Source organism: Archangium sp., assembly GCF_045802675.1.
Lineage (GTDB): Bacteria > Myxococcota > Myxococcia > Myxococcales > Myxococcaceae > Archangium.
Window position 1 is genome coordinate 50,392 of record NZ_JBJMQO010000123.1, and the last position, 11,137, is coordinate 61,528.

The window sequence follows — 11,137 nt, forward strand, 5'->3', positions numbered from 1 at the left end:
CGTCCAATACCGACTCATACCCTCTACCCCCACCGAGGCGCCGTTCCATGTCGAGCGCTCGCGCAACCCGTCTACCCCTGGGAGGCCGCGCCGCGGCGCTGGCCGTGCGCCTGGCCGTGCTGTCCGTGTTGTGGGCCACCCTCGTCGAGGGCAACCCCCGGGGACTCGCCCTGGGGCTGCTGGCGCTGCCGCTGGCGGCGTGGGGCAGTCTGGTGCTCGAGCCCCCCGGCCGCGTGCGTCCGCGCCCGCTGGCCCTGCTACGCTTCCTTCCCTTTTGTGTGTGGCGCGCCCTGGAAGGCGGGCTCGACGTGGCCCGGCGCGCGCTGCAACCCCAGTTGCCCCTGTCTCCGGGCCGCCTCCAGGCGCGCAGCCGGTTGCCGAGGGGCCCGGCGCGCTTCTTCCTCACCAGCGTGGTGAGCCTCGTGCCCGGCACGCTCGCGGTGGAGGAGGAGGGCGACACGCTCACCCTGCACCTGTTGGACGTGAGTCCCAAGTCGAGGGCCGCCGCGCTCGCGCGGTTGCGAGACCTGGAGGCGCGGGTGGCGCGCGTCTTCGGGCTTCCCCCACCGCCGCGAGGGCTGCCATGAGTCACTTCGAGGTGAGCCGCATCGATGCCGGAGCCGCGGTGTTCCTGTTCCTCACCTTGATGGGGGTGCTGGGGGTGGTGGTGGGCGCGGCCACGCCGGTGGACCGGATGCTGGCGCTCGGCCTGTGCGGGGTGCTGTTCCTGGCGCTGCTGCTGCTGGCGGCGGTGGCCGCGAAGGTGCCGCTGCTGGACGACGTGGCGCTCGTGCTCGCGGTGCTCGGCGCGGTGGCCCTGTCCTCGTTCGCCTCGCGTCCCCGGACCGCGGCCGCCCGGGAGCGTGCGCGATGAGCCCGTTGCAGTTGCTCTCCGTCCTGCTGGTGGTGCTGGGCGCGTGCTTCTTCGCCGTGGGCGCGGTGGCGCTGGTGCGCTTTCCCGATGCGCTCAGCCGGCTGCACGCCGTGTCCAAGTTGGCCTCCGCTGGCATGGGGCTCACGGTGATGGGGCTGCTGCTGCGCGCGAGCTCCGTCTTCCTCGCCCTCAAGCTGTTGTTCGTCTGGGGGCTCGTGTGGGTGGCCGGTGCCACCGGGGGACAGCTCGCGGCGCGCGGCGCGGTGCGTAACGAGCGGCGGCGCTGACGCGGCGAAAACCAAGCGGCCGATATGCCATCCAGTTGCCGGTCGTTCCCTGGGACGTACTGTCAATCCACAGGGGGCTGTCATGTCGCGTCTGCTTGTGATGTCGGGTCTCATGCTGCTCGGAGTGGGGTGCGCGGGTTCTCAGGCCAACAGCCGGGCCGGGGAGCCGGCGTTGTCCCTGGGAGAGCCCGCGGGAGAGCCGCTGCTGGTGCGGGGCTCGGCCATCACCGGCCCGTCGTCCTCGCTCGTCATCTCCGACAGCGGCATGCACGGCCGCTACCGCGACGCGCCGGTGTCGCTGGAGTGGAACTTCCAGCGTCTCACGGGCGCGGTGGGCGCGTACGAGACGAAGATGGAGCTCGCCGAGGGCGATGACACCCGGCTGTCGGGCTCCTTTGGCGGCATGCCGGTGGACCTCATCCTGGCCGGCGAGTGGCTCTACGGCAGCGTGGGCGGCTGCGGCTACGCCCTGCACCGGGAGGGGGAGGGCTACATGGGCCGGCGCATCTGCGGGGGCCCCGTGGACGTGGTGCAGGTGTCCTTCCCGGCGCCGCTGATGGAGCGGCCGCTCGGCGAGAAGGCGGCGCTGATGTCGCTGATGCTCGTCAACACCACGATGAACTACATCCCGGGCGTCTCGGTGGCCGACTTCACCCGGCCGCGCACCGTGGTGCTGGGCAACGGCCAGAAGAGCAACTGAGCGCGGTGGCGTCCCAGGTGTTCAGCCCCGTTCCCGCCCGCGCTGCTACGATGCGTCCACCTCGACATCGGGCAGGGAGAACATGGTCGACTTCCGTAACTTCATCGGACGTGGCACCGCGGCGGGCACCCCGCTGAGCATCCTCGCGCAGGTCGTCTTCTTCGTGAACGTGGGCAGCGGTGAGTTCATCGACATTGGCCCCACCCAGGCCGCCTTCAAGGGGAAGATCGACACGGTCTTCTACAAGGGCGAGCTGTCGCTCACGCTCAAGCTGCACGAGGACGGCAAGGCCGAGGTTGGCCTCAATGGCTCGCGCTCGTCGGAGGCCACGTACACCGCGGGCGGCAACAAGCTGACGGTGAAGGCGAAGTTCGGCTCGCGCGAGCAGGTCATCACCTTCGAGCCGGGCGGCAAGGGCGGCGCGGAGACGTTCCTGGGCCTCACGGGCGCGCAGAACCTCACCGTGCACCTGGCGCCGAGCGGCAAGCCGGCGGTGGCCTGAGCGCCCCTCGCGTCCCCGCCGCGTCCGCGGTGCGCGTCAGCCGTGGACGGCCTGGCCGAAGCGCCGCATCCACTCCAGCTCCTCGGAGGAGAGCGGGCCCCGCTCCAGCGAGGCGAGGTTCTCCTCCAGTTGCGCGAGGCTGCCGGGGCCGGTGAGCACCACGTCCACGTGCGGGTTGGAGAGGCAGAAGCGGTAGCAGTCGCCCGCGGTGGGCACGGGCCCGTCCCAGCCGCGGGGGCGCTTGAGCAGGCGGCGCCAGTTGGTGGCGGTGTAGGCCACGACGGCGGGCTTGCGCTTCTCCAGGTGCGGGAAGATGTCGCGCTCGGCGCCCGGGTGCGCGGCGTTGTAGCGGATCATCAACGCGTCCAGCGGCGAGTCCTCGGCGAGCTTCCCCGCGCGCGGCCGGTCGTGGATGGAGACGCCGAGGGCGCGCACCTTGCCCTCCTGCTTGAGCTCGAGGAGCTCCTCGACGGTGCCCTCGGTCCAGGCGCTCACCTTGCTGAGCCAGAAGAGCTGGTAGAGGTCCAGGTAGTCGGTGCCGAGCACCTTGAGGGCGCGCTCGGCGCCGCGGCGCACCTGGCCGGGGAACCAGCCGAAGCTGGGGCCGGTGGCGACGACGAAGCGCTCGCGGTCGCGCTTGAGGGCCTCGCGCAGCACGCGCGTGAAGCGGCCCATGCGCGGGGTCCAGAAGATGTAGTTGAGCCCGCGCTCCAGGGCGGCGCCCAGGCCGGCCTCGTCGATGCCGTAGTTGCCGGCGAGGCCCAGGCGGTGCACCCGCTTGCCGAAGGCGGGGACGTGGCGGTGGGTGAAGTCCTGCGAGGCGGTGGCGGGCTGGGTGGCGGCGCTCATGGAGGGCTCCCGGGTGGTGCCGGGGAGCGTACTCCGGGTGTGGGGGCGCCTGGCCAGGGGGGCCCCCGGCAGCTCAGCCCTGCGGCGTCACGCCCAGGCGGGTGCTGATGCGCTCGAGCATGACCTTCTCGCCCTCGGCCAGCTTGCCGTCGGCGACGCACATGGCGCGCGCGGCCTCCATCACGTCGTCCGGGCGGGTGCGCAGCACCTCGAGGTCGGGCTCGGGCAGGGTGCCGCCGGCCTTGAACTTGTCCATCAGCGAGTGCAGCTCCGCCTCGGGCACGCTCCAGCTGCGGCCCAGGCCCAGGACAATCATCCGCTCGGCGTTGGTGATTTCGCGGTCGACCCAGGCGACCTGGAGCAGCAGCTTGATGACCTCGATGTTGAAGCGGTCCTCTGCGGAGAGCGTCATCCGTCTTCCTTGGCGGGGGAGGGGGAGAACTCTACACCGGGGGCGGGAGCCGCAAGGAAGGCACGGGGCGCGGGCGTCCAGGGGTGGACGACTCACCCGGGGTGTGGGGTGCGGTTCCCCGAGGCCGGGTTCCACCGGATTCATGCCCCGGCGCACCCACCACCCCTGGCGGGGCCGCTGCCAGCTCCTTCTCGTGTCCTTCTGTGTTCCAGGCGGCGCCTGCATCGTGGCTTCGTGCGACTTACCGAATGCCCGGTGAAAGTGCCTCGAACGGAAAGCGCCTCATGCCCCTTGCGACTTCTTGTCATCCCAGAGCGCGGAGCCTCCAGGGGTTGAGTGGGCTCGCGCTCCTGTTGCTTCTCACGGGCTGTGCCGCGATGCCCTCCTCGGGGGGCCCTCAGTTGTATGGGCAGACCGGTCCTGTCGCGGCTCGGGATTTCCCGGGTGGGGCGGGAGGCGGGCAGCAGGCCGTCGAGGTGGACTTCGAGGTCCTCACGCCCCAGCGGGCAGAGGAACTGCACCCGCGAGGCGTCCAGTTGCCTCGGAGCTCCCAGGGGTTGGGAGACCCCCGAGCACATCGGGATTTCGTCGATGCCCGTGTCACAGCCGTGGGCTTTGGCATCACCGCCGGAGGGTATCTCCTCTACTGCGAGGGAGTGCCTTTGCCCGTGCTCGTCCCCGAGTCCCAGGTGGACCTGGGGCTCACGAGTGCGGAGCCGCTCAGCGCCTCCCTCTATCCGGACCGGGAAGCGGCCCTGGCGGACATGGTGGCCCGTGTGCCCGCGTCGGGACGCGCGAGGTACGCCTGGTACCGGGGAGGGGGAGGGGCACTCATCGTGCCCACCGTCTTCTCTCCGGCCACCACACCTCGCATTGCCCGGACGATGCTCGAGGTGCGGCGGGAGCTGAGTGAAACGGTTCAGCGCGAGCTGAAGGTGCTGTTGTTGGGCCTGACGGGCACCCGGGTACTGCAAGGAGTCTTCTCGCGTGTGGTGCGGTTGAGCGCGGAGGAGCCAGCACCCCGTCCGTTCCTTCGGGAGGAGGGATCCGGGGGCGAAGCTTCGTCGCCGCGCCAGCCGGTGTCGCGCTCCACCGCACCCGCTCCAGAACCCGCTCCCGCGCCAGCAGCACCCACTCCCGCGCCGGGCTCACCCGCGCCATCGCCGGGTTTGGTCCAGGCGCTCGCGGGCAACAACCCGACACGGCCGGTGGCCGCTGGCCCGCGCCTTCCCCAGGATGTCGTGGTCAACCCGAAGGTGCCCAAGGTGCGTAGGCCGGACCGTCCCGTTGGCCACAGCCCCACCCAGAACGCGCAGGTCCAGGCGGACATCCAGTATCTGCGGACCCTTGGCGCCGAGAACATTCGGGTGAACCAGCAGCAGGTCACGGTGCGCAACAGCCAGCGTGTGGGAATCAATCGACCGGATTTGCAATTCGACTATGAAGGCCGCCGCTACCACGTGGAATACGACACGCCCACGTCGGGTCGTGGCCCGGGCCATCAGTCTCGCACCACGTCCAACGACCCGGACGCGGAGATCATCCTCATCACTGTGCCCTGAGCGGCGAGGTTCACCTGATGACCGAGAACATGAAGGGACTGCTCCTGGAGGACCGCTGGGCGCCTGTCACTTCGGAGCTGGGATTCTTGGAGGCAGGTGCGGAGCATGCTGCCCGTGCCTTCGCGGCGTGGCAGGGAGGGCTGTTCGTGTCCCGTGGCATCTCCGCCGAGGTGCGCCCGGTATCAGGTTCTTTGGAGCAGGCTCTTTCCGCTCTGCTGCCCCTGACCGATGCCGAGAGGCGGCGGTACCTCTTCATACCGACGCGCAGTGCCTGGACGGCGTACGTCGACAACGGGTGGAGGGGGACCGATGTCTTTGGCCCCGTGTCATACATGGCCGAGAGATTGGGCTGCCGGGGCTTGCGGGTGGTCGCGGTGCCCAACACCATCCAGAAGGACAAGGGCCGCTATGGGGCCGTGATGCTCGAGATGTACGGCCCACACCAGACGCACTGGCTCAACTACGTGCGCGCATTGGGAGCGTCCAATGATGGGGGCCGCTGGGTCTTCGATGAATCCGGCGAGCCCTTCCCCTTCGAGAAGCGCGAGCATTACCAGGCACGCCGGGTGAGGGACCGGTTCACCTTCGACCTGCTCAAGGAGTACCTGCGCCATCTGGGGCTGTCGCCCTTCGAGGAGGACTTCTATCTCCCGGAGGGCGCCCCCGCGTGGCTGGTGGAGAGGAAGGGCCCGTTCCTTCCCAACCACCACGAGTACACCCTGGCCCAGGTCCGGGAGGACCTCTGACGTGCTGGCCGCAAACCGCGCGGCCCGGGCTCAGTCCAGCACGAAGGTGTACGAGTACTTCATCTCCGTGGACACGGACTCGCCATTCTTGACGGCGGGCTTGAAGCGGAAGCGCAGCAGGGCGTTGCGCGCCGCCTCGTCGCAGCCGTAGCCCAGGCCCTTGACGACGACGGCCTTCACCACGTGGCCCTCGTGGTCGATGGTGATGGAGAGCGTCACCGTGCCCTCGATACCGGCGCGCCGGGCCTCGTCCGGGTAGGGAATCTTCACCTCGGCGGCCACGGTGGGCTCCGAGTCCACCTGGTACACCGGCACGTACCTGGGCGCCGAGTAGGCCTTCACGTCCTTGGGGTCCGCCGCCTTGTCGCCCGTCTTTCCGTAGACGGTGTTGCCCACCGGGGCGGCGAAGCCTCCGGCGCTCGTGGTGGAGGACATGGAGATGCCCACCACCAGCGGCACGGGCTTGGAGGACGGCTGGGGCGGAGGCGTGTCGTTGGGCGGAGGCGGCGCCGCGTCCGGCGGAGGCGGAGGAGGAGGCTTCTCGGCCTGGGCCACCTTCACCGGGGGCGGCTTGGGGGCCGCCTTCGGCTTGGGCGGAGGCGGCTTGGGCTCCTCCTGGGGCGGCGGGGGCGGGGGCGGCTTCTGCACCTCCACCATCACCAGCTCCACGGGGCGCTGCACCACGGGGGAGGGGCGCTCCGCCATGCGCGAGAGCAGCACGAAGCCCACGCCGTGCACCCCGAGGGACACGAGCAGGAAGAGCAGCACCGCCCGCGACGAGCGATCGCGGCGGACGGGCAGGGGAGTGTCGAGCGCGGCCTGGCTCATGGCCCTGGGATACCCCTCACGGCGCCGCGGGTGCAGCCGCGGGCGCCACGTCCTTCTCGATGTTGAGGGCGAACTTGGCGATGCCCTGGCCCTTCACCACGTCGATGAGCCGCATCACCCGGCCGTACGCCAGGCTCTGGTCCGCGCTGATGATGGCGCGCGTCTCCTTGTCCTTCTCCAGCGCCTGTGCCACGCGGCGCAGCAGCTCGTCCTCGCTCACCTGCGCGCCGTCGAAGAAGAGCTTGCCCTCCTTGTCGAGCACCACGTTGACGAGCCCCTGCACCGTCTCGCCCCCGTTGGCGGCGCGCGGCAGGTCCACCTCCACCGTCTCGCGGACGATGAAGTTGGCCGTCACCATGAAGATGATGAGCAGCACCAGCACCACGTCCACCAGCGGCGTGACGTTGATGCCCGTAATCTCCTCGTCGTTGTCCTGGGCGCCGCCGGCCATGGCCTAACGCGCCTCCCCGGACGCCACGGCGCGCGGAGTGCTCGGGCTGCGCTCGGCGCGCAGGCTGCCCACGAGCGCATGGCCCAGCGCGGTGGTACGCGAGGTGAGCGTCTTGAGCTGGCGGTTGAAGACGTTGAAGGCGACCACCGCGGGGATGGCCACCGCCAGGCCCATCGCCGTGGCCACCAGCGCCTCGGAGACGCCCGCCATCACCGTCTGCTGGATGGCGGCGCCCTTGGCGCCCATGTTCCCCAGGTCGTGGAAGGCCTTGATGATGCCGAGCACCGTGCCGAACAGGCCGATGAAGGGCGCGTTGTTGCCCAGCGTGCCCAGGAAGGACAGGTAGCGCTCGTACTGGGGACGCTCGCGCGCCACCGTGGAGGCAATCACCTCCTCCACCGTGTCGGCGCCCAGCTCCATGGCGGCGAGGCCCTCGCGCAACACGGCGGCCTCCATCCCCTTGGCCTTGGACACCGCGGCGCGCACCGCGTCGAAGTCACCCCGGGCCAGCCGCAGGGCCAGCTCCTCGGAGTTGGGCAGCCGGTGCGTGGCGAAGTACACGGCCCGCTCCAGCATCAGCGCGATGGACAGCACGGAGAGGACGACGAGCACCCAGAGCACCCACTCGGCGCTGGTGAGCGTCACGCCGAGCAGCTTGCGGCTGAGCCAGCCGACCTGCTCATTGCCCATCTGGGCCAGGAGGACGAAGGACATCATGGAGACCTGGAAAAAAGAGGAGGGGGGACGGTGAAGCGCCCCGGCTAACGACGCACCGCGACCATTCTTCCCCAAGCTCCGGAAAGTCAAATGAATCAGCCAGCTTGGCGCTTGCCCCCCCGTCCGCTGGGATGCGCGTTTGTGCAGGAGCTCAGGAATTGTTAGGAAGGCACGGTGTTGAGCGCCGGACGTCCGCTTCCCGAGCGGAAGGCCGGGTATCTCCTGACCCACCTCCGCCAGAGTGTCCGAAAAAAAGACAGGCGCTCAGAAGGTGTGAGGTCCAATCTTTTCACGAAGTTGGCGGTCCGATTGTCAGGGCTCATTACAACCTGCACCCGCGGTATGGAGCATCTCCACTCCAGTCGCGTCCTCCCAGCAAACGGCCATCAGAGGGAAGGTCCCGATTAGTTGGAATGGCACGCATCCTGCTGAAGCTCCCGCCCGGCTGCGGTGGCACCTTCGCTACCGGCCAGCAGGAGGTTCCCCCCCTTGGTTCGTAATCGCATTCTGGCCGCGCTCCTGGCGCTTCCCCTCGCGGCGTGCGGTGTTCAGGACTCGGACGAGTCGCAGGCCGAGAACACCAGCGACGTCGGTACCCTCTCCTCGGCGGACGTGAAGGCCGCCCTGAGTGTCATCCCCGGCGTCGAGGTGCTCGGTAAGCACGAGGACGGTGTGGTGCCCTTCATGGTGCGCGGTGACTTCGGCACCGTGGGCCAGTCGCTGCGCGGCCTGTCCGCCGGTGCGGCGAGCGCCCAGCTGGGTGACTCCCTCACCCGCATCGCCCCCATCTTCCGCCTGAAGGCCTCCGATCTCGTGGCGCTGCGCTCGCGCGTGGACGAGCAGGGCAACACCCACATCCGCTTCGCCCAGACGAAGAACGGCCTGCCGGTGGTGGCGGACGAGCTCGTCGTGCACGTGGATGCCTCCGGCCGCGTCTACGCGGTGAACGGCACCGCCCGCGACGGTGAGAACGTCCCGGCCACCGCGCGCATCTCGCGCGAGGCCGCCACCACCTCCGCCCTGCGCGGCACCTCGGGCACTGCCCTGAAGGCCGACAGCGCGCAGCTCGTCTACCACCGCGACGCCCTGGGCCACCTCGCCCTGGCCTACGAGGTGACGGTGACGGGCGAGGGCCTCGAGCTGCCCGTGCGTGACCACGTCTACGTGAGCGCCAAGGATGGCTCCATCCTCGGCCGCACCACGGACATCCGCACCGTGCTCAACCGCAAGGTGTACAGCGCCAACAACGGCACCACCACCCCGGGCACGCTCAAGCGCTCCGAGGGCGGCGCCGCCACGGGTGACGCGCACGTCGACGGCAACTACACCAAGCTGGGTGGCACGTACGACTGCTACAAGAACAACTTCGGCCGCGACTCCATCAACAACGCGGGCGCCACGCTCATCAGCTCGGTGCACTACAGCACCAACTACGTGAACGCCTACTGGGACGGCACCCAGATGGTGTACGGCGATGCGGACGGCGTGCAGTCGGGCATGCTGGGCCTGTCCGCGGACGTGACCACGCACGAGCTCACCCACGCCGTCACCGAGAACGAGTCCAACCTCACCTACTCGGGTGAGTCCGGCGGCCTCAACGAGGCGATGAGCGACATCTTCGGCGCCTACTGCGAGAGCTACGCCTCGGGCACCTGGGCCACCACCAACGCGGTGTTCATGGTCGGCGACGACATCTGGACGCCCGCCACCCCCGGTGACGCGCTCCGTTACATGTACGACCCGGCCGCGGACGGCGTCTCGCTCGACTACTGGACGAGCACCGCCGGCAGCAAGGACGTGCACTACAGCTCCGGTATCGCCAACCTGGCCTTCACGCTGCTCTCCAAGGGCGGCACGCACCCGCGCGGCAAGAGCACCGTGGCGGTGACGGGCATCGGCGTGCAGAAGGCCGGCGCCATCTTCTACTACGCCAACGCGAACCTGATGACGGCCTCCACCACCTTCGCCCAGGCGAAGACGTACACCGAGAATGCCGCGACGGCGCTCGGCTACACGACCGAGGTCGCCTCCGTGACGCAGGCCTGGCAGGCGGTGGGTGTGGGCAGCGGCACGACGCCTCCCCCGAGCTGCACCTCGACCATCGCGCTCTCCAACGGCGTGACGCTGACCAACATCTCCTCTCCCGCCAACGACTGGGGCTGCACCTACACCCTGGCCGTGCCCTCGGGCGCCACCAACCTGTCCTTCGCCCTGAGCGGCGGCACGGGTGACGGCGACATGTACGTGAAGTTCGGCGCCGCGCCGACCTCCACCACCTACGACTGCCGTCCCTACCTCGGTGGCAACGCGGAGACCTGCACCTTCGCCACCCCGAGCGTCGGCACCTACTACGTGAAGATCTACGGCTACTCGGCCGCCTCGGGCATGAGCCTCAAGGGCTCGTACTCCACGGGCGGTGGCGGCACCGGTGGCACGCTGACCAACGGCGTGGCGACGGCGGCGTACTCGGGCGCCACGGGCTCGTGGACCTGCAACACGCTGGTCATCCCGAGCGGCGTGAGCTCGGTGGTGTTCGCCCAGGCGGGTGGCACGGGTGACGCGGACATGTACGTGCGCTTCGGCGCCGCTCCGACGACGGCCACCTACAACTGCCGTCCGTACCTCTCCGGCAACGCGGAGAGCTGCACCATCAGCGCTCCGGCCGCCGGTACCTGGTACGCCTGCTCGTACGGCTACACCACGTACAGCTCGACGACGATGAAGGGCACGTACTAAGCCCTCGCGTTGAAGCCCTGAAGTCCTGACGCCCGGGAGCCCCATGGCCCCCGGGCGTCGTCTTTTTGGGGGCCCGGGCGGCCACGGCGCAGAAGGCCGCATGCTGCTGAGCGCCTCCCTGGCCGTGTCCCTCGTCCTCTGCGCCGCACCGGCGGAGCCTCCACCGCCCGCCTGTGAGCCGGCGTTCTCCGCGCGGTTTCCGGCCCTCGCGCCGCTGTTCTCGGAGGCCGCGCGCTTCCGGCGGCGGCGCGGGAGGGCCAGACGTCCTTCTCCGAGCGGGTGAAGCAGGGCGCGACGCTCGAGCAGCGGGCCGCGCGCGAACTCGAGCGGATTCAGTCCGTGGGCTGTGAGCTGGAGGCGGAGGACGCCCGGCGGTTCGACGCGTGCGTCTCGCCGGACTGGCGCCTGCTGAAGGACGTCCCCAGGAGCGGGGACGAGGCGTTGGCGTACGCGCTGAGCCTGCCCGAGGGCGG

At 69.8% G+C, this 11,137-nt stretch carries 13 protein-coding genes; 8 read left to right on the forward strand and 5 right to left on the reverse strand.

What is annotated here, in order from left to right; genetic code table 11:
• The first annotated feature begins 47 nt into the window (after positions 1–47).
• The 5 genes from ACJ8AN_RS33910 (at position 48) to ACJ8AN_RS33930 (ending at position 2,363) form a co-directional block, all read left to right on the forward strand.
• The gene (locus ACJ8AN_RS33910; protein ID WP_407759698.1) at positions 48–587 is read left to right on the forward strand and encodes a Na+/H+ antiporter subunit E; all 540 of its coding nucleotides are present in this window, start codon (positions 48–50) and stop codon (positions 585–587) included.
• Positions 584–874 (forward strand): monovalent cation/H+ antiporter complex subunit F, encoded by a 291-nt coding sequence (locus ACJ8AN_RS33915; RefSeq protein ID WP_407759699.1) that lies wholly within the window; start codon positions 584–586, stop codon positions 872–874. Before ACJ8AN_RS33910 ends, ACJ8AN_RS33915 begins: the two co-directional genes overlap by 4 nt.
• Positions 871–1,161 carry a cation:proton antiporter gene (locus tag ACJ8AN_RS33920; protein WP_407759700.1) on the forward strand — a complete coding sequence of 97 codons (291 nt, stop codon included), beginning with the start codon at positions 871–873 and terminating at the stop codon, positions 1,159–1,161. Before ACJ8AN_RS33915 ends, ACJ8AN_RS33920 begins: the two co-directional genes overlap by 4 nt.
• Positions 1,162–1,243: 82 nt before the next feature.
• Positions 1,244–1,861 carry a hypothetical protein gene (locus ACJ8AN_RS33925; RefSeq protein ID WP_407759701.1) on the forward strand — a complete coding sequence of 206 codons (618 nt, stop codon included), beginning with the start codon at positions 1,244–1,246 and terminating at the stop codon, positions 1,859–1,861.
• A gap of 82 nt (positions 1,862–1,943) precedes the next feature.
• Positions 1,944–2,363: a hypothetical protein gene (locus tag ACJ8AN_RS33930; protein ID WP_407759702.1), complete on the forward strand. Its 420-nt coding sequence runs from the start codon at positions 1,944–1,946 to the stop codon at positions 2,361–2,363.
• 36 nt (positions 2,364–2,399) lie between these two features.
• On the opposite strand, the gene ACJ8AN_RS33935 is transcribed toward ACJ8AN_RS33930, so the two are convergent.
• Positions 2,400–3,212 carry an aldo/keto reductase gene (locus tag ACJ8AN_RS33935; protein ID WP_407759703.1) on the reverse strand — a complete coding sequence of 271 codons (813 nt, stop codon included), beginning with the start codon at positions 3,210–3,212 and terminating at the stop codon, positions 2,400–2,402.
• Positions 3,213–3,285: 73 nt separating this feature from the next.
• Positions 3,286–3,624 (reverse strand): TerB family tellurite resistance protein, encoded by a 339-nt coding sequence (locus ACJ8AN_RS33940; RefSeq protein WP_407759704.1) that lies wholly within the window; start codon positions 3,622–3,624, stop codon positions 3,286–3,288.
• 662 nt (positions 3,625–4,286) lie between these two features.
• Between ACJ8AN_RS33940 and ACJ8AN_RS33945 the strand changes: the two genes are divergently transcribed.
• A complete protein-coding gene (locus ACJ8AN_RS33945) occupies positions 4,287–5,186 on the forward strand; it encodes a hypothetical protein (RefSeq protein ID WP_407759705.1) in 900 nt (299 codons plus the stop codon).
• A 332-nt stretch (positions 5,187–5,518) separates the two neighbouring features.
• Positions 5,519–5,932 (forward strand): hypothetical protein, encoded by a 414-nt coding sequence (locus tag ACJ8AN_RS33950; RefSeq protein WP_407759706.1) that lies wholly within the window; start codon positions 5,519–5,521, stop codon positions 5,930–5,932.
• A 30-nt stretch (positions 5,933–5,962) separates the two neighbouring features.
• Here the strand turns inward: ACJ8AN_RS33950 and ACJ8AN_RS33955 are convergent, their stop codons facing one another.
• From ACJ8AN_RS33955 to ACJ8AN_RS33965, 3 genes are read right to left on the reverse strand one after another with little or no spacing between them, the layout of a single operon-like run.
• Entirely contained in the window at positions 5,963–6,760 is a 798-nt protein-coding gene (locus tag ACJ8AN_RS33955; RefSeq protein WP_407759707.1) for an energy transducer TonB, read from the reverse strand.
• A 16-nt stretch (positions 6,761–6,776) separates the two neighbouring features.
• Complete coding sequence (locus ACJ8AN_RS33960) at positions 6,777–7,211, reverse strand: ExbD/TolR family protein (RefSeq protein ID WP_407759708.1); 435 nt, start codon at positions 7,209–7,211, stop codon at positions 6,777–6,779.
• Between the two features lie 3 nt (positions 7,212–7,214).
• Positions 7,215–7,928 (reverse strand): MotA/TolQ/ExbB proton channel family protein, encoded by a 714-nt coding sequence (locus tag ACJ8AN_RS33965; protein WP_407759709.1) that lies wholly within the window; start codon positions 7,926–7,928, stop codon positions 7,215–7,217.
• 489 nt (positions 7,929–8,417) lie between these two features.
• Between ACJ8AN_RS33965 and ACJ8AN_RS33970 the strand changes: the two genes are divergently transcribed.
• Positions 8,418–10,664 carry a M4 family metallopeptidase gene (locus ACJ8AN_RS33970; RefSeq protein ID WP_407759710.1) on the forward strand — a complete coding sequence of 749 codons (2,247 nt, stop codon included), beginning with the start codon at positions 8,418–8,420 and terminating at the stop codon, positions 10,662–10,664.
• Positions 10,665–11,137 lie beyond the last annotated feature (473 nt).